The 20991-nt window shown below is 62.9% G+C and carries 17 protein-coding genes and 1 pseudogene; 11 read left to right on the forward strand and 7 right to left on the reverse strand.

All coding sequences use genetic code 11. From position 1 onward, the window contains the following. Positions 1-459: 459 nt before the first annotated feature. Positions 460-699 (reverse strand): response regulator transcription factor, encoded by a 240-nt coding sequence (locus F8O03_RS18610; protein ID WP_208851907.1) that lies wholly within the window; start codon positions 697-699, stop codon positions 460-462. 250 nt (positions 700-949) lie between these two features. On the opposite strand from F8O03_RS18610, the pseudogene F8O03_RS18555 reads away from it, so the two are divergent. Together F8O03_RS18555 and F8O03_RS17640 are read left to right on the forward strand one after the other, a co-directional pair. Continuing rightward, positions 950-1206, forward strand: a pseudogene (locus F8O03_RS18555) (recombinase family protein); the annotation flags it as partial. A 591-nt stretch (positions 1207-1797) separates the two neighbouring features. After that, positions 1798-2430 (forward strand): division plane positioning ATPase MipZ, encoded by a 633-nt coding sequence (locus tag F8O03_RS17640; protein WP_151425047.1) that lies wholly within the window; start codon positions 1798-1800, stop codon positions 2428-2430. A 554-nt stretch (positions 2431-2984) separates the two neighbouring features. Here the strand turns inward: F8O03_RS17640 and F8O03_RS17645 are convergent. From F8O03_RS17645 to F8O03_RS17655, 3 genes are read right to left on the reverse strand one after another with little or no spacing between them, the layout of a single operon-like run. Continuing rightward, a complete protein-coding gene (locus tag F8O03_RS17645) occupies positions 2985-3512 on the reverse strand; it encodes a nuclear transport factor 2 family protein (RefSeq protein ID WP_151425048.1) in 528 nt (175 codons plus the stop codon). Next, entirely contained in the window at positions 3436-4260 is an 825-nt protein-coding gene (locus F8O03_RS17650) for an SDR family NAD(P)-dependent oxidoreductase (protein ID WP_208851908.1), read from the reverse strand. The genes F8O03_RS17645 and F8O03_RS17650 overlap by 77 nt, the downstream gene beginning before the upstream one ends. Before the next feature lie 25 nt (positions 4261-4285). After that, positions 4286-5446 (reverse strand): serine hydrolase domain-containing protein, encoded by a 1161-nt coding sequence (locus F8O03_RS17655; RefSeq protein ID WP_151425050.1) that lies wholly within the window; start codon positions 5444-5446, stop codon positions 4286-4288. Between the two features lie 279 nt (positions 5447-5725). Between F8O03_RS17655 and F8O03_RS17660 the strand changes: the two genes are divergently transcribed. Further along, a complete protein-coding gene (locus F8O03_RS17660; RefSeq protein ID WP_151425051.1) occupies positions 5726-5938 on the forward strand; it encodes a GNAT family protein in 213 nt (70 codons plus the stop codon). A 253-nt stretch (positions 5939-6191) separates the two neighbouring features. Here the strand turns inward: F8O03_RS17660 and F8O03_RS17665 are convergent, their stop codons facing one another. Beyond that, positions 6192-6818 (reverse strand): TetR/AcrR family transcriptional regulator, encoded by a 627-nt coding sequence (locus tag F8O03_RS17665; RefSeq protein ID WP_244296370.1) that lies wholly within the window; start codon positions 6816-6818, stop codon positions 6192-6194. A 315-nt stretch (positions 6819-7133) separates the two neighbouring features. Here F8O03_RS17665 and F8O03_RS17670 point away from each other — a divergent pair, with 315 nt between their 5' ends. From F8O03_RS17670 to F8O03_RS17680, 3 genes are read left to right on the forward strand one after another with little or no spacing between them, the layout of a single operon-like run. Continuing rightward, positions 7134-9326, forward strand: a complete 2193-nt coding sequence (locus F8O03_RS17670; protein ID WP_151425053.1) for an MMPL family transporter — start codon at positions 7134-7136, stop codon at positions 9324-9326. 49 nt (positions 9327-9375) lie between these two features. After that, positions 9376-10485, forward strand: a complete 1110-nt coding sequence (locus F8O03_RS17675; RefSeq protein WP_167516633.1) for a sensor histidine kinase — start codon at positions 9376-9378, stop codon at positions 10483-10485. Then, positions 10482-11144, forward strand: coding sequence for a response regulator (locus F8O03_RS17680; RefSeq protein WP_151425055.1), 663 nt, complete (start codon positions 10482-10484; stop codon positions 11142-11144). Before F8O03_RS17675 ends, F8O03_RS17680 begins: the two co-directional genes overlap by 4 nt. A gap of 67 nt (positions 11145-11211) precedes the next feature. On the opposite strand, the gene F8O03_RS17685 is transcribed toward F8O03_RS17680, so the two are convergent. Further along, on the reverse strand, positions 11212-12204 hold the full coding sequence (locus F8O03_RS17685) for a LacI family DNA-binding transcriptional regulator (RefSeq protein WP_151425056.1): 993 nt from the start codon (positions 12202-12204) through the stop codon (positions 11212-11214). 149 nt (positions 12205-12353) lie between these two features. Here F8O03_RS17685 and F8O03_RS17690 point away from each other — a divergent pair, with 149 nt between their 5' ends. From F8O03_RS17690 to F8O03_RS17700, 3 genes are read left to right on the forward strand one after another with little or no spacing between them, the layout of a single operon-like run. Beyond that, a complete protein-coding gene (locus F8O03_RS17690; RefSeq protein WP_151425057.1) occupies positions 12354-13703 on the forward strand; it encodes an MFS transporter in 1350 nt (449 codons plus the stop codon). Positions 13704-13743: 40 nt separating this feature from the next. Beyond that, a complete protein-coding gene (locus F8O03_RS17695) occupies positions 13744-16242 on the forward strand; it encodes an alpha-L-rhamnosidase (RefSeq protein WP_151425058.1) in 2499 nt (832 codons plus the stop codon). Then, positions 16239-18521: a glycoside hydrolase family 3 C-terminal domain-containing protein gene (locus tag F8O03_RS17700; RefSeq protein WP_151425059.1), complete on the forward strand. Its 2283-nt coding sequence runs from the start codon at positions 16239-16241 to the stop codon at positions 18519-18521. Before F8O03_RS17695 ends, F8O03_RS17700 begins: the two co-directional genes overlap by 4 nt. A gap of 42 nt (positions 18522-18563) precedes the next feature. On the opposite strand, the gene F8O03_RS18170 is transcribed toward F8O03_RS17700, so the two are convergent. Next, positions 18564-18701 carry a hypothetical protein gene (locus F8O03_RS18170; protein WP_167516634.1) on the reverse strand — a complete coding sequence of 46 codons (138 nt, stop codon included), beginning with the start codon at positions 18699-18701 and terminating at the stop codon, positions 18564-18566. On the opposite strand from F8O03_RS18170, the gene F8O03_RS17705 reads away from it, so the two are divergent. Beyond that, positions 18702-20213 carry an NAD-dependent epimerase/dehydratase family protein gene (locus F8O03_RS17705; RefSeq protein ID WP_151425060.1) on the forward strand — a complete coding sequence of 504 codons (1512 nt, stop codon included), beginning with the start codon at positions 18702-18704 and terminating at the stop codon, positions 20211-20213. Then, positions 20210-20983: a polyphosphate--glucose phosphotransferase gene (ppgK, locus tag F8O03_RS17710; protein ID WP_151425061.1), complete on the forward strand. Its 774-nt coding sequence runs from the start codon at positions 20210-20212 to the stop codon at positions 20981-20983. The genes F8O03_RS17705 and ppgK overlap by 4 nt, the downstream gene beginning before the upstream one ends. The last annotated feature ends 8 nt before the right edge of the window (positions 20984-20991 follow it).

Genomic DNA, 20991 nt, shown 5'->3' on the forward strand with positions numbered 1-20991 from the left:
GCCCTAGTCGCTGTCGTCGCCAGGGTGCTCGACTACCGACTCCCCCCCCCGACCGTGGTTCTCCTGCACATAGTACGGAGCGGCTCGTGGTGCCGGCAGTCATTTTCGACCTTACGGTTGTCGTCGAGTTGATTATCAGCGAGTGCAATTGGTGAGCTCACCGCGATGTGCGGTGGAGGTGCGCATGGAACTCATGGTCAAAGAACAGCGATCAGCGTGTGCGTTGGCGTTTGGGTGGAACCTTCAGCTCGTGTGAGGGTGAGTAGGCATCTTGCATAGACGCGGCCCGGTACCTTCTGCGCGTGTCCTGGCGTCCGGTCCTAGAGCGCCTTGGCCTTATGGTCGTCAACCGCACGGATCCATGAGGCCCGCGCGGTAGGCAAACACCACGAGCTAGCTTCGGTTTCTGGCATCAACCTTGGTAATCGCGCGGTTGAGATGCGTCTTCACTGTGTGGGATCAGAGGTGCGTCGGCAAGAGTACTTTCATCACCGCGCGGATCGAGTCTGCAGGAGCGCCTCGAACCGACGTCAAGCCGCTCATGACTGGCATGAGCAGATCAAGCAGCACAAGATCGGGGCGTAGCTGCCGCACTAGCTCCAAGCCAGCGCGCCGGTTCTTGGCTTCGCCGACGACTTCGAACCCGAGGTCCTCGAGTGAACCCCGCATGCCTGCTCTGCTTGCGGCCTGGTCGTACACGAGCAATGCGCTGAGCAAGGTCGTGCACGTTATTCCGAGACCAGTGGTAGTCAGACGGCGATTGTGAACATCCGATCGTCCCGAGTGATTCTGATCTCCCCACCGGCATGTTTTGCGCGTTCACGACCCGAAGCTCGGTCGCATCTAACTCCTTCTGCATGCTCAGCACGGCTGAGTCGTTCCCGTGCTTGTGTGCATTTGTGAGGGCTTCCTGGGCGGCACGAAGATACTTCAACGGGTCGTTTCATGCATGTTTGCCTCCCTTGCCGAGTACGAGCGTGAGCTCCACGTCGAGCGCGTGGACGCCGGCATCGCCGCAGCCCGCCAGAACGCGACACGGTTTAGACGACCGCTCTCCGACCCCTGCAGATTGCGGAGAAGCAGCAGCTGGTGGCGGACGCACGCAAACGTGGCCGAACGGCGGAAGTAGCTGATCGACTTATAGGGTGGAGCTGCGCGACTCTATACAGTCACCAGAAAAGGAATGCAGACCGCCAGCAGGATTGAAGCAGCAATGTAGTGCCTGCTGTGTCGACAGGGCACTCCCCCACCCTGCTTGCCCAGGTTCTGGATGCGTTAGACGTCGCTTCCAACCGTAGCCTCACATCAAGACTTGAGCGCGGCGCCACATACAGTTCCCCTGGTCACACGGGCGGAGAAATAGGCTTCCACTATCGTAGTGATAGCTAAAGCACTCGTTCGTCGTCGAGTCGAGGGCTGGGTCGGTGGCTCACGCAGCGATAGATATCGTATTGATATCACTAAGCTATAATCGTCTCTACAGCCGGTCGCTAGCTGCTTCATATGTCTGGTGTTCATCCGAGTAGACAACCTTGCCGCAAGAGCCGGCGTACGTGAGGACCGAACTTGCACAAGCGTATTGATAGCACTACCAAAGTGATACGTAGGCCCGTCGAACCGCGTCGGTGCGGAGGTCATATTTTGCCCAGAGGTCGCACGATCGCTGCCAGTGCGCTGGGTTCGCGACCCTTTGGTATCGACCGGAACTCAAGTGACAAGCAGAATCATAGTGATATCAAAACCGTAGTGACGGCGTGTCGCTAGCAATACGCTTGAATGTGGCCGTAGGTTTGACGCATGATCATCTTGTTGGGAAGTCAAAAGGGTGGCCCCGGGAAGTCGACGATCGCCACGAATCTGGCCGTTGAGTATGCGCGCCAAGGTAAGGACGTGGTTCTGGTGGACGCCGATCGTCAGCGTTCTAGCGCCAGGTGGCACGAAGACCGAGAAGAGCTTGGGCGAACACCGACGCTTGCTTGCGTGGAAAAACTCGGCAGCATCCACCAGACTTTGCTCGACCTTGACGGACGGTACGACGTGGTCCTCGTGGACGTCGCTGGTCACGACAGCAAAGAGATGCGCACCGGAATGACTGCTGCTGACAAGCTGGTCGTCGTCGTGCGCCCGAGCCAGTTCGATCTCGATACTTTGCCGCACATGAGTGAGGTCATCGAGCAAGCATTGGACCTGAATTCCAGTCTCGACGTGCGAGGCCTGATCACACAGGCGCCTACGAACTCCAACGCGAGCGAACGAGCCGACGCGGGGGAGTACCTCAGCGACTACCCCGTCATCAAACCACTTCGCACTGTTATTCATGAGCGCAAGGCCTATCGCGACGTCATCGGCGAAGGCCTCGGGGTTGTCGAGTGGTCGAATGGTAAGGCAAAGGCGGAGATTCAAGTACTGGCTGAGGAGCTGATGCACTGATGGCAATCCGTAAGAGACCAAGTGGGCGCAAGGTCGACGAAGCTGCCATTGAAGCCTTCGCGTCGGCCGCCGAAAGCGACAGCACGGGTGCGGGCAATCCATCGCTCCACCCGCAACCCGCTCGGCGGGGGAGGGTTCCATCCTCCGGGTGGCCGGACAACGTCGCTCGCTCCCTGCTGGTTCGATACCCCGATCCTGAGCTCCCGGCGCTCCTCGCCGAAGTCGCTGCACTTGAAGAACGAAGCAACAACGCGACTGCTGTCCGGGCGTTGCGCCGAGGGCTCGAGGTTCTGTTGGACGAAGCGAGATCAAAGCCCTAACACTATCGTAGTGATATCAAGGAAGGTCTCCTTTGGGTTCACTGCGTGGATCGATCTGGACCAACACTTGGGCGCTTGTGCGGGGTTACAGAGTTCCCGATCGATGCCTAACAGCACGTCAGCTGCCGTCCGTATGCCGCGTTCTTGTCAGCTGATGAGAAGCCCGCAGGCGTGGGGGAGTCGGGGATCCGAGCGCAGAGGCGGAAGGTGTGGCCATCATCTATCTATTCAGGGCTATGAAGTGCTGGCGGGGTTCGACGTTCTCGGTAGCTGTCGCACGTGACGCTTATGGATGCGCCAGTGATCGTCGACTCTCACCAGCTCGTCGTCGTAGCATCCGACTGCCTGAATCGCCCAGGTGGCACCAGGTGCGCAGAGCATGAACAGTGACCGGGCCTGTGCGTGATCAGGTTCTTCTGGCGAAAGTGTGATGTCGACGTTGGTGATGATGTGTCTTGTCCCTGTTGCTGGACCGGCGTACCCCGCCGTGCGCATCTCCGTCAGGAATTCGCTTATTTCACCTCTCCCGCACCAACTCTGGTCACCGAGGTGCCATGAAGCATCGGTGGTGAAGAAGTCCTCCGTATTCGGATGCTCGGCTTCGTCAGCCATCCAGGCGAACTTGACGAGTAGCGCCCGGATGTTTTCAGTTGTTTGAGGTGGGCCAGAGTGTTGCTCTGCTCGCTTACTCGGCTGGGACATGGAACTCACCGCTGAAGAGCTGAGGTGCTGAGCGTGTGCGGAGCTGCTCTGCTCTGCCATTCATTGCAGCGCCAATAAGCTGCGGTTGCGTGAGGAGGTAGAAATCGCCGTTCGCGGCCTGCTCGAACACGCGTCTTGCCGCCTCGATGGGGCTCATCGCCTGCTCTCGCACGCGCAACATCGCGGCTCGTTCTGCTTCTCCGGCAGCGACATCACCATCTTTGACGCCACCGGCGTTGGCGAAGATGTTGCTCGCGACGGCTCCGGGGAGAACAGCCGCAACGGTTATGTCGAGACCAGCCGTCTCGACATCGAGTTTGAGACATTCTGTGAGGGCGAGCACGGCGTGCTTGCTCATGATGTACGGCGCTTGGCGAGCTGCAGCGCTCACGCCTCCCATCGAGGAGAGGTTCCAAATCGCCGTCTTCTCGTGGCTCGCGGACATTCGAGGAACGAAGGCCTTGATGCCGTTGAAGACGCCGGTGATGTTGATGTCGATGAGCCTTTGCCAGTTGTCCTCCGGGGTGTCCCAGAGCAGGCCGAACTGCTCAACGCCAGCGTTATTGATCAAGAGCGAAACCGGGCCCAGTTCCGTGTAGACGCGATCTGCAAAGCCCTCCAGTTGGCTGAGGTCCCGAACATCTACCTGCACTGCGAGAGCGTTGCCGCCTTCGGCGCGGATGTCACTCGCGACGGACTCGGCAGCGACGAGATCGATGTCCGCGATCGCGACGGCCATGCCGATGCTCGCTGCGTAACGGGCAAGCCCTTCGCCGACGCCGGAGCCGCCTCCGGTGATGGCGAGCACCCCGCCGGCATTCCTTGGTGTTGCTTTAGTCATTGATGTGCTCCTTTTCGGTGGCGAGCGACCGGATCTTGTCTACGATCGCGGTGAAGGGGTGGCCCGGGCCCGGGGCCGCGGCTGATGCGGCGTCCATATTGTTGTGGCAGATCGCAACGGCTAGACCTGAGTCGAGCTCAGCCCAGGCAATCGACCCACCAGCTCCAGGGCTGTAGATCGTGTTCGTTCCCTCTCCGACAATGGGGTCGGAGATGTCGGGTTCACCACCGAGCCAGAAGCCGTGCGCTCCGAACCAGACGGGGATCGGGAGGATCTGCTCGGGATCATGTGCCCCGTCTCGAGGCGCGCTGAGGGCCGCGGTGCGTTCCCTCGACAGAACTCGCGTTCCATCGATCTCGCCGCCATTCGCGAGCATGGCGAAGATCCGCGCGGCAGAGTCGGCTGTGGTGCGAGCTCCTGCACCGGGGTCCACGGCTTGCTGCATGCTGCGGAGGTTGTGCACGGTAGATCCGGGGAACACGGCCTCCGGCATGACGTTGAACTCATCCACGGCGAAGGCGGCATCGCCGCCTGACAGCGGCACGACTCGGTCCAGCTCGCTGTCGGGGACGCCGAGATAGAAGTCCGTCGCCCCGACTGGTGTGAGGAGCTCGTCCTTCATGATGGTGGCGAAATCTCGTCCCTGAGGGTCCGCCCGGCGGATTACCTCTCCCACGAGCCAGCCCCACACGAGTACGTGGTACGCGTTCTGCTCGCCCGGCGGAAACTGCGGTGAGTGGTCCGCGATCTTCTCCACCATCCAGTCCCAGTTGGCGAGGAGCTCCGGCGTTACCCCTTCGGGCATTTGCGGAATACCTGCTCTGTGGCTCAACAGGTCCCGCACTCGCGTGCTTTCCTTTCCGTTTGCGCCGTACTCGGGCCAATAGTCAATGACCAGTGCCCCCGTATCGAGCCATCCCCGGTCGGCCATGATGGCGGCTAGCGTTGCCGTGGCGCCCTTCGTGACAGAGAACACTCCGAAGAGGTCGTCCTGATGAATGGGCCGGTCGGACCCTTCCGCGGTCGCTCCTCCCCAGGCGGATACGAGGTGCCGGCCGTTCTGGTAGGCGGTGACTGAGATCCCGGTCTCGCCGAGTTCCAGGGAACGCTCGATCTCTCGATCAAGCCTGGGGTCGCTCATGTTCGTGTTCATCGCTTCTCCTTACGCACTACGGTGTGCGTCCAGTGACTAGAGTCGAACTCTAGTCTAGATGCGAAGCTAAGGGGCGGGTAGTAGAGATTTCGGAGTCGAGGAGTGTTCCCAGGGTGTGGGACCAAATGACTAACGGCCGCGTACGCGCTTGTCACCGCGGATGAATTCGGATGATGAGCTGAAGTGTCGGCGAGACGAACCCACCATGCCCGCTCTGAGAGTTCGCCTGTCAACCGGGCTGCGGAGTATCCCGCGCTCGCCGCGATCTGGCGAGGAGCCGTGGAAGCGACGTATGACTTCCTCGCGGATGAGGAGCGGGATGAGGTCGAGGCCCAGCTGGAGTCCGACTACTTCCCGGCAGTCGCGTTGCTCGTCGATACGACGCAGCGCAACGGTGGAGCCGGCACGACACTTCTCACCCATGCGATCAGGGAATGCAGCGTCACCAGAGTCGATGTTTACGAAACAAACATCTCGGTTGCGGGTTCCTAGGCTCGTCGAGGATGCGAGATCTGCGGTCGCGGCGAGGCATGCTCCAGCACGGTAACTGCGGGCGGAATGTCGGCGTGCATCGGATCTCACGCCATCGCGTGAGATTGGTGAAGTACTGCTCCTCGACGTTCCACGGTCGCCTTCACCCTAAGGAACAACGGCCCGATCAAGCACATGGTTCAGCGGAGATCACAGCACGCGACACGACTCAAGACGCACCCATGACCCTCGCAAATCCCTCTAACAACGAGCCCTAGTGCGCGCCGCCAGCGAGCGCCACCAGCCACATGTCGCGAACAACCGGGCGAACCGCATCTAGATTCATCGAACTATCTCGTTGGAAGTGACGAAAGAGGCCGTGGTGCAATGAGATGACCAGGAGTGCTCGACGTTCGGCGTCTGGTCGAGGGACGCCACTGAGCTCGAGACCCTTCGCGACGCGTGACTTCCCGTCGTCAAAGATGTCTTGGTACTGGTCGTTGATGACAGGATCGATCGCGGCGACCTGCTCGATTACTTGGACGAGTGGGGCCATGTCCGCCCACCGCTCGAGTGTGCCGCGTAGCCAGTCATCCACGGTGCGCGCGTTCGCGTGACTCGCCATGTCGGAAAGGAGTTCATAGCGCGCGATGCCGTCGTCGCGCACGATCGTGACCAATTCGCTCGCAAGATCGCGTTTCGTTGGGAAGTGCAGATAGAACGTGGCGGCTGACGCGCCCGCGTCGCGCGCGATGTCCTCGATGCGTGTGGCGTTGTAGCCGTATCGAATAAAACGTTGGCAGGCGGCGTCTATCAACGCCTGGCGAGTTGCCGCGCGTTGCAGGCTTCGCCGGTTGCCCTTCGGACGCGAGGCAGAGGGGTGCTGGGGTGTGCTGTCCATCGCATTCACGAGTCGACCCTAGCCTGCAGACTTCAGCAGGAAAGTACCGAGCACCCGGAAGTACGCCAGGAAACCATAGCGCTACCAGGCATAAGCAGGACGTCATGTTCTGTTCTGCGTGTGGTGCCAGCTTGTGTGAATGGGCAAACGCACTCTGGTTCAGACGGAGGTGGGGTGTGAGCTTTCGGTGGTGGGAGGCGAGATGGTTGTACTGCGGATGCAGTAGTGCTTCGCCTGCGTAGGGAGGACGGGGCTATGGGTGGCAGGTCCGAGCATTAAAAGGTTCATGCTGACTGACTGACAAGGATTCTCTCTGTGGCTCTGCTTCTCGCGCGACTTGGTCGCTTTTCTGCTAGACGACGGGCCTGGGTGGTCTCCGCCTGGGCCGTTCTCCTCGTCCTGGTCGCTGCAATCGCCCTCGGTGGAATGAAATTCTCGGACGGGTCTTTCGATGTCCCGGGCACGGATTCGGCACGCGCTATGGAGGTGCTCGACCAGGAGTTCCCTTCCGACGAGGCCGCCACGCGGGCCCTCGAACTTGTGGTTCAGGACCCTAACGCACCTCTGACGGACTCCCATGGTGTGCAGATGCTGCAGGAAGCGGTTGTCGACTTGCAATCGATTCCAGGCGTCACGGCAGTCGCGAACCCCCTCGACCCTCAGTTTCCAGCGATCTCGGCCGATGGATCCACGGCACGAATCAACGTGACGATCGCAGTCGAGACGGACGCTTCTGATGAGGAGCTGCACTCGGCAGTCGCCTCAGTCGGGGAACGGCTCGAGGCAGAAGGACTTGTCGCGGAGATTGGTGGCAGTCTCGAGGACGGTGCGCCGGAGATCTTTGGGCCCACTGAAATCGTTGGCGCGGCTCTTGCTTTCCTGGTGCTCTTGCTGACATTCGGATCGCTGGTGGCAGCCGGCGCCAACATGCTCGGCGCGCTCGTCGGCGTCGGTGTTGGGATCCTCGGCGTTCTCGCGTTCTCCGCGCTCGCGCCGATCGGATCAGTCACCCCGATTCTTGCGGTCATGCTGGGGCTTGCGGTCGGAATCGACTACTGTCTGTTCATCCTCTCTCGCTTCCGCTCGGAACTGCGCGACGGGCGCAACGTCGAGGACGCCATCTCTCGATCAGTCGGAACGGCGGGCTCGTCCGTTGTCTTCGCCGGTGCGACGGTCATCATCGCATTGGTGGGATTGACTGTCGTCGGCATTCCCTTCCTCGGTGAGATGGGTCTGGCCGCTGCCTTCGCCGTCTTCGTGGCAGTGCTCATGTCGTTGACGATGTTGCCGGCGCTCATGTCCTGGATGGGTCGCCGCGCACTTGCGCGAGGTGATCGCTACCCAGTGCGCAAGGCGTCGAGCGGCGCTCCGGTGAGAGCTGGCTTTCTCGTCTCATGGGGAGACTGGGTTATCCGGCGACCTCTCGTGGCGGGCGGAACGGCAGTGCTGGCCCTGGCAGTCATGGCGCTTCCGGTTCTGGATATGCAAACGACACTGAACAACCCGGGAGGTGAGGACCCTGCGAGTTCACAGCGTGCCGCGTACGAGCTGGTTGCTCAAGAGTTCGGCGCCGGTGCCCAGGACCCCCTCGTCGTCCTCGTACAGGGCGATGGTGTGCAGAATCATGTCGGGGAGGTCGTCTCGAGAATCTCAGACCTCAACAACGTGAGTGTCGCGGTCCCGGCCGGCCTGAGCAGTAATGGGAACGTCGCACTCGTATCCGTCATCGCAGAGAGCGGCCCGCTGGATGAATCGACCAAGCAACTCGTCAGAGATTTACGAGACGTCCACATGGATGGCATCGAGCTCGCGGTAACGGGCGGTACGGCTATTGGACTGGACTCCGACGATCAGCTGCAGCAAGCCCTCGTCACCTACATTGTCATCATCGTCGGACTCTCGCTCTTGCTCCTTATCGTGCTTTTTCGATCAGTACTCGTTCCGTTGCTCGCGACACTCGGCTTCCTGCTCTCCCTGGGGGCAGGTCTGGGTGCGACGACAGCGATCTTCCAGTGGGGATGGCTCGACGCGCTCGTTCAGGCACCTCAGGGCAACCCCTTGATCTCGCTCCTGCCGCTTGTCGTCACCGGTATCTTGTTCGGTCTTGCAATGGACTACCAGGTGTTCCTCGTCTCCCGAATGCACGAAGCGCATGTGCGTGGAGCGTCACCGCGAGATGCGATCCGCGAAGGCTTCAAGCGATCTGCCGTGGTTGTCGTCGCAGCGGCAGCCATCATGGCCGCAGTCTTCGGTGGCTTCGCGCTGAGCCCGTCCTCACTTGTCGGTTCGATCGCGCTCGCGCTCACGGTAGGTGTCATTGCCGACGCATTCATCGTGCGTATGGTTATCGTGCCTGCTGCACTGTCATTGCTCGGCCGCTCAGCTTGGTGGATGCCAGCCTGGTTGGATCGTGCCCTGCCGGACCTTGACGTCGAGGGAAGACAGCTCGACGACGGGAAGGTCCCGACAACGCCCCCAACACTGCCGACGCCGACCCACATCGGCTGAAGAACTGAGAACGAACCTCATGATGACGCAACCGCGATGGCCTTGGGAGATGCTCCTTGACGCTTTCGCGGTTGCCGTCGTCGTGAGCGAGGTTGTTCGGTATGTGTCCAGCGGTGATCTGTCATCGTTGCCCGCCCTCGCCCTCGGCGCTGCCATGGTGTCCTTGCGGCGCCGTATCCCGATCACCGCGGCGAGCCTCTCGGTACTCACCAGCGCGATTGCGTTACTGACCCCCGCCGATGCGGTCCCGATCTGGGCGTTGGCTGAGGTCTGTCTCTTCTCGCTACCCTTACGGAGCACGCCACGTGCGGCGATAGCAGTGGGCGCTGTTCATGCGGGCATTCTGTACCTCGGCGCCCTAGCTGCGCTCCAGCTACAGCCGTTCGACGCGATCGCTCTCATTCTTCCTCTCTGGACGGTTGCTGTCCTCGCCCTCGGGTTCGCGGTTCGCCGTCATCGGGAGTACCTCGCGGCCCTGGCGCAGCGAGCAGAGGAGGCTGCGGAAGCACGATCTGCGCGCATGCTGCTGCGTGCCGACGAGGAGCGGCTTGACATCGCGCGGGACTTGCACGATTCGGTGGGCAACGCGTTAGCAGTCATCAAGATGCACGCGGACGCGGCCGATCGACACCTCGATGCAGACCCTGAGCGTGCGCGCGTTGAGCTCAAGAGCGTCCGATCGACAAGCGTGAGAGTGCTATCGGAGCTCGGCGGCATTCTCACCGTGCTCCGTCGACGCGAAGTCGGCAGGGAGATTGATCGCCTGCTTCCCTCAGTACAGAGCATTGAGGTCCTCATCTTGTCGCTGCGAGAGACAGGTATGAAGGTTTCAGCGGAAGTAGAGCTACCGAGGTACCTGGACCCCGCAGTTGACGCGGCAGTATTCAGAACTGTGCAGGAGGGACTCACCAACGCACGAAAGCACGGTCTCGGCAGCGTTGAGCTTTCAGTGAAGCCTGGTTCGACGCATGGAATAACTGTCATGATGCTTAACGCCACTCGATCGTCGATGTCAGCGAGCAGCGGAGGCTTCGGATTGGTGGGCATGCGTGAACGCGTCCTCAACGCGGGAGGCACGCTCGATGTGTCCGACTCGGGCGGGGTCTTTCGCGTTGTCGCAGACTTTCCGACAGGAACCGCCGGGGAGCAGGAACTATGAGAGTGCTCATCGTTGATGATCAGTCCATGATCCGAGCAGGTTTGAGGAGTCTGCTGTTGGATCACGGCGTTGATGTCGCAGGAGAAGCAAGCAACGGGCAGGCGGCGTTGCAGCACGCTCGTGCATTGCGGCCAGATGTTGTACTGATCGACCTCCACATGCCTGTGATGAGTGGCGTAACTGCGATCGAGCGGATGCGCGCTGACACCAACCTGGCTGGCCTGCGGATTCTCGTTCTGACTACGTTCGACGGCGACGTAGAGGTACTTGATGCACTCCGAGCGGGCGCGGACGGCTTCCTCGGTAAAGCGGCCGACGCAGGTGAGCTTCTCTCAGCGCTCCATCAAGTTGCAGGCGGTGCGACGTTTCTCTCTGAGCGTGCAGCTCGGGCAGTCCTTGAGAATCTCCGAGTACGACCCTCCGTGCAGATCGAAGCGGGTCTTGGTGCCTTGCTCGACGCACTGACGCCTAAAGAGCGCGAAGTCGTCGCGGCCGCTGCTCGTGGCCTCGACAACCAAGAAATCGCTGCCGAAATGCAACTCTCACCTTTGACCGTGAAAACGCATCTCAATCGAGCCATGGCGAAGGTTGAGGCGAGGGATCGCGGTCAGCTGGTGGCCTTTGCCTACCGATCAGGGCTTATGTTCACTACGGGATAGCGCGCCTATTGGGTCCTTTGCTCCCGGCGCTCGAGTTGGCGCTATCAAGATCCTCAGAATCCTCGCTTCATGTCGTTTCACGCACGCGAAGTGAGACCCGTGGTGTAGCCCCCATGCTTGGCGGCGGTGTCTGCTCCGCCGCGCTGAGAGCGAGTTCGGCGAAGTACCGACCAAGGCCTTCGTCGTCAACGTGAACTGTGGTGATGGACGGCACGAAAACCTTGGAGATCGGGGAATCGTCGTGGCCTATCACTGCGAACTGATCCGGAATGGTCAGCCCTAATCGCAGGGCAGCGCCAACGATCAGGGCGGCTATGTCGTCGTTGTAGGCGACAATCCCAGTGATGCCTGACCTGTGCCAAGTGCCGACTGCGGAGAGGGAACTTTCTGGGCCAACCCCGACCACTTCGAGCGGGGCATGTCCGTGGGCTCTAGTGGTCGACTCTGCGAGTGCGTGGCGGGATGCGACCAGCTCGGCGAGGCGAGGGTCAGTTGAAGCCGCGTAAGCAAGACGGCGGTGACCTCGCTCAAGCAGATGCTCGACCTGAAGTCGTGGCCCATGGTTGAAGTTTGAGGAGAACTCGGGAGTCTGCGCCTGCGTGTCTGGATGGGGAATCACTGCCGTCACGCCCGCTGCGGTGATCTGGTGGAACTGCTCTTCCGAGAACGGCGTCATCCCCATGACGACGTCAGGCTGGAGAGTCTCCCAAAGTGGGCGGGCCTTGCCATTCTGATGCGGCGTTGTCGTAACAAGAGAGTATCCAGCCTCATCAAGGGCGATCGAGGCCTCATCAATGTGGCGACGCATGCTGTATTCGAGCGGCCAGTCGGGCAGGACCAGAAGAACGATCCGGTTGCGTCCACTCGCGAGGGCCTGCGCGGCGAGGTGCGGTCGGTACCCCATCCGTTCCGCGGCAGCAAGGACCCGCTGCTGGGTTGCTTCTGAGATTGTCTGTCCGGGCGTTGCATTGAGCACGAAACCGACCGTCGCTCTCGAGACCCCTACCTCACGAGCAATATCCGCTCGAGTCACGCGTTTTCTTGCTGCTGTCTGGGTCATGGCGCCTCCGGAGCAATCCTAAGTTGGCGAGCCCAGCTGCATGTCGCCGAGCTCTTCTCGTCTCGAACTTGCGCGCGCTAGCTACACTAGATATTCTGATGCCACTAGCTCGCGCTAGCGCTCACCAGTGGCCTGACAACGGAGTCCCCATGCTGAAACACCCCAGTGACCTGCCTGCCCCGGGTTCGATCGCGCCACAACCAATTCCAGCTTCGTTAGACCCGCTTGCAGAGGAGCTTGTCGTCGAGCGAACACCACCTCAGCAGGCCGAGGTGGGCTCGCTCTACATCTGGCTGCAGGTCCTTGGTCAGTTCGGCGTCTTCATCGCTTTCATCACTCCGATCGCCATCTCGCTCTCCATTCGCCTCGCAGAGCTGGCTCCGGGGCATGAGGAGTACCTGGGCTTCATCACCGGTTCCGGCGCGCTCGTCGTGATGCTGACCGGACCACTGCTCGGCGTGCTGAGCGACCGGACACGGACGCGCCTCGGGCGCCGCCGGCCGTTCATGATCGCTGGCACCCTGCTCGGCGTCGTCTCGCTTGTCGTCATGGCCCTCGCTCCAAACCCCTTTGTCCTCGGTTTCGGCTGGATACTGGCGCAGCTGGGCTGGGGGCAGGTGCTCGGCAACCTGCAGATCTCGATGGCTGACAAGCTCCCCGAGAGCCAGCGCGGCAAGGTCGCGGGTCTCACCGGCTTCGTCACGCAGATCGCGCCGGTCTTCGGCGTCGTCATCGCCGGGTTCGTCTCCGGTGACCCTCTTCTGCTCTTCCTCATCCCGGGCGCCGTCGGCGTGTTCTTCGTCACGCTCTTCGTCGTGTTCATCAAGGAAGAGGACACCCGTGGGCGCGTCTTCGATGAGCGCCTCTCTGTCCCAGTCCTCTTCAGCAAGTACATCTACAACCCCCGGAAGTACCCCGACTTCTCCTGGGTCTGGCTCGGGCGCTCCCTCTTCTACTTCGGCCTGACGCTCAACACGACCTTCACCGCGTTCTTCTTCGCCTCGCGCCTCGGGGTTGAGGTCGCCGAAGTGGCACCGATCATCGCGACGCTGGGTCTGTTCGGCATCATGGCGACCACCCTCGGCGCGATCGGCGGCGGCTTCCTCTCCGACAGGCTGCGCCGACGCCGGGTCTTCGTTCTCGGCGGTGCCACGCTCTTCGCGATCGGCGCCGTCCTCATGGCACTCGCGAGCGATATCCCGATGCTCTACACGGGCTCGCTCATCACCTCCGTTGGCATCGGGATGTTCTCGGCCGTCGACCAGGCACTCCTCCTCGACGTTCTGCCGGAACGCGACACGAGCGCGGGCCGCTTCATGGGCATCTTCGGGTTCGCCATATCGATCCCGCAGGCCGTGGCCCCCCTCATTGCCCCCGCCTTCCTCGCGATTGGCGCGGCCGCCAGCGGCGACAAGAACTACACGCTTCTCTACCTGATCGCGGCGGGATTCACGATGCTCGGCGGCTTCGCTGCGCTCCGCGTGAAATCTGTCCGCTGACTTCCTTCATCCACGTTCACCGATACAGGAGACACTCTCAATGAGCACCGACTGGTCCGCTGCCTTCATCACTCCCAAGTCGTCGACGGGAGGAACCGGCGAGCACGCCGCCTATCTCCGCCGTGAGTTCGATGCGCCGAGTCGACCCGTGAGAGCGACGCTGCACACGACCGCTGTCGGGCTCATCGAACCGCACCTCAACGGGAGCGTCGTCGGAGATGAGGTGCTCGCGCCGGGCTGGACGTCGTACCGGCACCGTCTCGTGGTCAGCAGCAACGACGTGACCGAGCGAATCGCGGTCGGCATGAATGTGCTGGGGGCAGTCCTTGGCGAGGGGTGGGCGCTCGGTCGCCTGGGCTGGGAGGACAAGCGCAACCACTATGCCGACCGGCCAGCCGCCTGGCTGCAGCTCGAGCTCGAGTACGCCGACGGGTCGACCGAGGTGATCCGCAGCGACGAGCGCTTCCTGACAAGCACCGGCGGCGTGCGCGAGAACAGCATTTACGACGGCGAGCACTTCGACGCGAGACTCGAGCCCACCGGATGGGACCGCCCGGGCTTCGACACCGAGGGGTGGGAGCCGGTTGAGCGGTTCGATTGGCCCCTCGACTCGCTGACCGCGCCAATCGCCGAGCCCATCCGCCGCACGCAGGAGCTCACGCCCGTCGAGATCCTGACAACCCCCGCAGGAAAGACCGTCGTGGACTTCGGCCAGAACATCTCGGGGTGGGTCCGTCTCACGGTTCAGGGGGCGCCGGGCACAGCGGTCACGCTTCGCCATGCGGAAGTCATGACCTGCGGTGAGATCGACCTCGAAACGCTTCGCACCGCCGCCGGCACCGACCGCTACGTCCTGCGCGGGGGCGAACCGGAGACCTGGGAGCCCCGCTTCACCTTCCATGGCTTCCGCTACGTCGAGGTCGAGGGATGGCCGGGGGAACTGACCGCGGATGCGATCACAGCGGTCGTCGTGCACTCCGACATGACCCGCACAGGCTGGCTCGAGACTTCGAACCCGTTGCTCAACCAGCTGCACTCCAACGCCGTCTGGTCGATGCGCGACAACTTCGTCGGCGTTCCGACGGACTGCCCGCAGCGCGACGAACGGCTCGGCTGGACGGGAGACATCAACGCCTTCGCTCCGACGGCGGCGTTCCTCTACGACGTCCGGGGTGTGCTCGGCTCCTGGCTGCGCGACCTCGCTGTGGAGCAGCAGGAAAAGGGCTTCGTGCCGTGGGTCGTCCCCGACGTGCTGTCGACTCCCTCCTCGCCGACCGCCCTCTGGAGCGATGTCGCCGTCAGTCTCCCGTGGGCCCTCTACCGTGAATACGGCGAGACGCAGATCCTCGAAGACGCCTACGTCTCGATGACCACATTCATCCGCCAGGTCGCCGGCCTCCTCGACGAGAACGGTCTGTGGAGCAGCGGCTTCCAGTACGGCGATTGGCTCGACCCGGACGCCCCCGACGACAACCCGGCGGGTGGCAAGACCGACCGCCACCTCGTCGCTGCCGCCTACCTCTGCCGGACGACTCGTGAGATGGCGGACACGGCCCGCGTCCTCGACCGTGCGGAGGACGCAGCCGAGTTCTCCGCGCTCGCCGCGCGAGTCCGCACGGCGTTTCTTGACGAGTACGTGTCCAAGAACGGGCGCGTCGTGGGCGAATCCGCGACCGCCTATGCACTCGCGATCACGTTTGACATCCTCGACGATCAGCAGAAGCAGCACGCTGGCGACCGCCTCGCCACGATCGTCGCGCAAGCTGGCTTCCGTATCTCGACGGGGTTCGCGGGCACACCGCTTGTCACGGATGCCCTCTCCTCGACCGGCCACCTGGACGAGGCCTATCTGCTGCTGCTCGAGACCGGGTGTCCTTCGTTCCTCTACCCGGTCACGATGGGAGCCACCACCATCTGGGAGCGGTGGGACTCGGTCCGCCCAGACGGCACCATCAATCCTTCCGGCATGACCTCGCTGAACCACTACGCCCTCGGAGCGGTCGTGGACTGGATGCACCGCACGATCGGCGGACTCACGGCCATCGAACCCGGCTACCGGACCATGCGTATCGCACCCCTACCCGGCGGGGGTCTCACTTCCGCAGCACTCAGGCACACGACGAAGTTCGGGGATGTGCACGTGAAATGGAGCGCCGAAGGCGGACAGGCCGAAGTCGAGCTGACGCTGCCGGAAGGCACCAGCGCAGAAGTGGTGCTGCCTTTGCATCCGGACGCGCTCGCCGTCCACGTCGAGGCGGGGAAGCACCGTTGGAGCTACGAGGTCGCTTTCGGGAGCAAGCCGACATCCTTCGACCTGGACTCGAATATGCGGGACGTGGCGAACAACGCCCAAGCGTGGCGTCTGTTCACTGACGCGTTCGCGAAGCACTACCCCGGAGTCCCACTCGACGGCACGGCGCCAGAAGCAGCAGCCATGAGCATCCGAACCATGCTCGATTTCGTCCCAGGCGCCTCCCCAGAATTCCGGGCGGACATCGCCGAATCTCTCTCGGCAGCATCAACAGGAGCATCCGCATGAGCATCGACATCACGACCCTGACCCTCGAGCAGAAAGCTTCGCTGCTGTCAGGGCACGACTTCTGGACCACGAAGAGCATCGCTGAAGTCGGCATCCCGTCGATAGTCCTGACCGACGGCCCGCACGGCATCCGTCGTCAGGCTGGCGATGCGGACCACCTCGGCATCAATGACGCGGAGCCGTCCACGTGCTTCCCGCCCGCCGTAGCCGTGGGTTCCAGCTGGGATCCCGAAGTGGCGGCACAGCTGGGTGCCGCGGTCGGCAGAGAAGCCCTCGCGTTCGGGGTCTCGGTTGTGCTGGGGCCTGGCATCAACATCAAACGGTCACCGCTCTGCGGCCGGAACTTCGAGTACTACTCAGAGGACCCGCTGCTCTCGGGGGTGCTCGGGGCGGCACACGTCACGGCAATGCAGGAGGTCGGTCCAGGCGCATCGGTCAAGCATTTTGCCGCGAACAATCAGGAGCATGAACGGATGCGCATCAGCGCAGACATCGACGAGCGCACCCTGCGAGAGATCTACCTGCCAGCCTTCGAGCGAGTCGTCAAGGAATCTGCTCCGGCTACGGTCATGTGCTCGTACAACAAAGTCAACGGCGTCTATGCCTCCCACAACCCGTGGTTGCTCACCGACGTGCTCCGCACGGACTGGGGCTTCGAGGGGGCTGTGGTCTCCGATTGGGGCGCCGTCAGCGACCGAGTCGCAGGGGTAGCCGCGGGCATGGATCTCGAGATGCCGGGGAGCGGAGGCACGACTGATCAGCAGATCGTCGACGCGGTTCGCAGTGGCGCGCTCCCCGAAATCGTGGTTGACGCCGCGGTGCGTCGCGTTCTCGCGCTCACTGACCTCCCGCACATAGCGACCAACGACTTCGATGCCGACGCGCACCACGCGCTCGCTCGCACGCTGGCCGCCGACTCCGTGGTCCTGCTCAAGAACGACAACGCTGTGCTGCCGCTCGCGCGGGTCTCGCGTCTTGCCGTCATCGGCACGTTCGCCGCTGAACCCAGGTTCCAGGGCGGCGGCAGCTCCCACATCAACCCGACGCGGACGGATGCGGCGCTCGAGACCATTCGCGACCTCGCACTCGAGCGAGGCGCCACGGTCGAGCACGCGGACGGCTTCGCTCTCCGGGACGACGACGCGAACGCGCTCCGGGCGCAGGCGGTCGCCGTAGCTGGCAGGTCCGATGTCGCGATCATCTTCGCCGGGCTCGGAGACCAGGAGGAATCCGAGGGCTTCGACCGCGACAGCCTCGACCTGCCTGCCGCCCAGATCGCCGTCATCCGGGAGGTAGCCGCGGCAGCGCGCCGAACGGTTGTCGTGCTCTCGAACGGGGGTGTCGTCTCTCTCGAGGGATGGCACGACGACGTCGACGCCATCCTCGAAGGGTGGCTGCTCGGACAGGCGGGTGGATCGGCCTTGGCGGACGTGCTCTTCGGCGTCGTGAACCCATCTGGACACCTGGCCGAGACCATCCCACTCCGACTGCAGGACACCCCCAGCTGGAACAACTTCCCCGGCGAGCAAGGACACGTGCGCTACGGCGAGGGAGTCATGGTCGGCTACCGCCACTACGTGAGCGCAGAGGCACCGGTTCGCTACCCCTTCGGACACGGTCTCAGCTACACCACGTTCGTAACGAAGGATCTTCGCGTTGAGATGACGGGCAAGGACACGGCGCTCGTGAAGGTGACTGTGGGCAACACCGGAGACAGCGCCGGCAAGCACGTCGTGCAGGTCTACGTGGCGACCGACGCCGGACCAGTGCGTCGACCACTCCGGGAGCTCCGAGCATTCGCGAAGGTCTCGTTGGAGCCAGGAGAGGAGCGCACGGTGGAGCTGACGCTTGATCGTCGGTCGTTCACCTACTGGGACATCGAGCTCCACCAGTGGGTGGTCGCTGCCGGTGACTACTCGATACAGGTGGGAGTGGATGTTTCCACGATCGTGGCGGAGGAGGCGATCGCCTTGGCCGGCGATGTCATTGTGCGGCCGCTCACGCTCGATTCGACGGTCGGCGACTGGTTCGGCCACCCGATCGTTGGGCCAGCCCTCCAAGAGGGGTTGAGCGCTGGCATGACCGAGGAGCAGCTGAAGCACGCCGAGGAGAACCCCAACGACCTCAAGATGGTCGAGTCCATGCCGATGCAGCAGTTCCTCGCCTTCACTGGGGGAGCGTTCCCCCAGGAGACCCTCGTGCAGCTCATGGCGCTGAGCCGACTGGATCCAGCGTCGGAGCGATCGCCTGATCTGGAGCTTGCCACGCGCGGCGCCTGATCGCGGTGGGCAGGAGCTTCGAGGTTCCGCTGTTGATGTCGACTACCTCGTCATCCGTAGCAACGACAGGGCTTCCTCGACCGGCCACACTCGCTCGAACTCGCGCATGGCAACCGGGGTGATCTCGGATGCGCTCACGTACTTGGCCCGACGGCCCGACGACTCAAACTCGGAGAACACATGACCATCACAACCACCCCCTCGCAACGTCCCTCGAAACGGCGGGTCTTCCTGACTGGAGCTGCCGGGAACTGGGGACACAAGGTCCTCGACGAATTCCGGGGCCGTGCGGACCGCTTCGATGTCGTTGCACTCGTCTTGTCTTCACCCAAGGACCTCGCCGTCATCCGCCGGTACGAGGACATGGAGAACCTCGAGGTCGTGTTTGGCGACCTCACCGACTACGAGGCTGTCGAACGCTGCGTCCGCGGAGCCGACATCGTGCTGCACATCGGTGCGGTCGTGTCGCCCTTCGCAGACGAGCATCCCGAGCTCGCCCACCAGGTGAACACTGGCAGCATTCGCAACATCGTTCGTGCGGTCAAGGCGCAGCCTGATCCTTCACGGATTGCGGTCGTTGGGGTGGGCACGGTCGCCGAAACCGGCGACCGGAACCCTCCTCACCACTGGGGTCGGGTAGGCGACCCGTTGCGCGTCTCCCAGTACGACGAGTACGGGCAGAGCAAGGTCATCGCCGAGAAGGAACTCGTCGATTCGGGCCTGCCCCGCTGGGTGTGGCTTCGCCAGACGGGCATCTTCCACCCGGGCATGCTCGAGATCCGCGACCCGATCATGACGCACTCCACCCTCGGCGGTGTCATGGAGTGGGTGTCGGTCGAGGACGCCGCCAGACTCATGGCAAACGTCTCGGAAGCGGATGTTTCTGAAGAGCTTTGGGGCGGCATCTACAACATCGGCGGCGGTGAGGAGTGGCGCCTCACGAACTGGCAGCTTCAGACCCGGATGACGGGTGCACTCGGCGTCAAGGACGTGCGCACCTGGTACGACCGCAACTGGTTCGCGACGCGCAACTTCCATGGCCACTGGTACACCGACTCCGACCGCCTGCAGGAGCTTGTTCCGTTCCGCGAAGACACGGTGGACGCTGCTCTCGCACGTGCGATCGCGGCAAACCCCGGGCTTCGCGCAGCAGGGAAGATCCCGTCCTGGATCGTGAAGAACCTGGTCATGAAGCCGCTCACGCGGAAGCCGCGAGGGACCATGGGGTACCTCCGGGATGGCAACACCGAAGCAATCAACGCCTACTTCGGCTCTCGTGCTGAATGGAATGCCATTGGCACGTGGGAGTCGTTCTGGCCACCACGCCCGGACCGGGCGCCATCGCAGCTCGATCACGGCTACGACGAGAGCGTCCCCGTTGACGAGTGGGATGCGGCGCTTCTGCAGGGCGTCGCGGAGTTCCGCGGTGGCAGCCTCCTCTCGGAGCGACCCACCGTGGGCGACGTCGCAACGCCGCTCGAGTGGGTCTGCGCGGTCGGACACGGGTTCACGGGTAGCCCGCGTCTGATCCTGACGGCCGGGCACTGGTGCCCTGAGTGCATTCGGGACGTTGCCGGATACGCGGCGCAATCCGAGAAGAACGCGTTCCTGGCCCAGATCGAACTGGCGGGTAGTTCCGCTCCGCGCAGCGCCGAGCCTGCAGAAGCGGTGCCTGCAGGGAGGGGTCGGTGACGTCACTCGCCCTGGGCGTCGACGTCGGCGGGACCGGGATCAAGGCTGGACTCGTTGACCTCGAGACTGGTCTCGACGTCGGTGAAGCGTGCGTGACGCCGACGCCGGAAGGCGCTTATCCCGAGGGCATCGCCTCCGCCGTTGCGCGACTCGTGGAGCAGCTGAGGCCGGCGGATGGGCGTGAAACTCCTGTTGGAGTCTGCGTTCCGGCGGTCGTCCGAGCAGGGAGGACCTTCTCCGCGGCCAACATCTCGCGCGACTGGATCGGACTTGACGCGCGGGCCCTCTTCGCTGACTTTCTCGGCCAGCACGTCAGCGTTATGAACGACGCGGATGCGGCGGGCTACGCCGAGGCGCGGTACGGCGCTGCCAAGAACGCGCCGGGACTTGTGCTCATGACCACCCTCGGCACGGGTATCGGCGTCGCGATGATCAACGACGGGGTCCTGGTGCCTAACTCGGAACTCGGCCACATCCAGATCGATGGAATCGATTGGGAGACGCGAGCCTCCGTCTCCGCCAAGGAACGCGAGGGGTTGACCTGGCAGGAGTGGGCTGGGAATCTCCAGAAGTACTACTCGACCTTGGAGTCGTTGATCAACCCTGATCTCTTCATCGTCGGAGGCGGCATATCGGCGGCCTCAGAGCAGTTCCTTCCGCTCCTCAGCATCCGCACGCCCATCGTTGCAGCGACTCTGCACAACCAAGCTGGAGTGACGGGGGCCGCAGCACTCGCCGCTGCTCATCGACCTCAGCAGGTCCTCATCTGATCGCACGA

Origin of the sequence: Pseudoclavibacter terrae, from assembly GCF_008831075.1 — a bacterium.
Classification (GTDB): domain Bacteria; phylum Actinomycetota; class Actinomycetes; order Actinomycetales; family Microbacteriaceae; genus Pseudoclavibacter; species Pseudoclavibacter terrae.

What these genes read in the sequence shown, in the direction of transcription:
- F8O03_RS17680 (WP_151425055.1), top strand. Translation starts at nt 10,482, where the DNA reads ATGAGAGTGCTCATCGTTGATGATCAGTCCATGATCCGAGCAGGTTTG.
- F8O03_RS17685 (WP_151425056.1), bottom strand. Translation starts at nt 12,204, where the DNA reads ATGACCCAGACAGCAGCAAGAAAACGCGTGACTCGAGCGGATATTGCT.
- F8O03_RS17675 (WP_167516633.1), top strand. Translation starts at nt 9,376, where the DNA reads ATGCTCCTTGACGCTTTCGCGGTTGCCGTCGTCGTGAGCGAGGTTGTT.
- F8O03_RS17655 (WP_151425050.1), bottom strand. Translation starts at nt 5,446, where the DNA reads ATGAACACGAACATGAGCGACCCCAGGCTTGATCGAGAGATCGAGCGT.
- F8O03_RS17705 (WP_151425060.1), top strand. Translation starts at nt 18,702, where the DNA reads ATGACCATCACAACCACCCCCTCGCAACGTCCCTCGAAACGGCGGGTC.
- F8O03_RS17695 (WP_151425058.1), top strand. Translation starts at nt 13,744, where the DNA reads ATGAGCACCGACTGGTCCGCTGCCTTCATCACTCCCAAGTCGTCGACG.
- F8O03_RS17645 (WP_151425048.1), bottom strand. Translation starts at nt 3,512, where the DNA reads ATGGCAGAGCAGAGCAGCTCCGCACACGCTCAGCACCTCAGCTCTTCA.
- F8O03_RS17665 (WP_244296370.1), bottom strand. Translation starts at nt 6,818, where the DNA reads ATGGACAGCACACCCCAGCACCCCTCTGCCTCGCGTCCGAAGGGCAAC.
- F8O03_RS17690 (WP_151425057.1), top strand. Translation starts at nt 12,354, where the DNA reads ATGCTGAAACACCCCAGTGACCTGCCTGCCCCGGGTTCGATCGCGCCA.
- F8O03_RS17700 (WP_151425059.1), top strand. Translation starts at nt 16,239, where the DNA reads ATGAGCATCGACATCACGACCCTGACCCTCGAGCAGAAAGCTTCGCTG.
- F8O03_RS17640 (WP_151425047.1), top strand. Translation starts at nt 1,798, where the DNA reads ATGATCATCTTGTTGGGAAGTCAAAAGGGTGGCCCCGGGAAGTCGACG.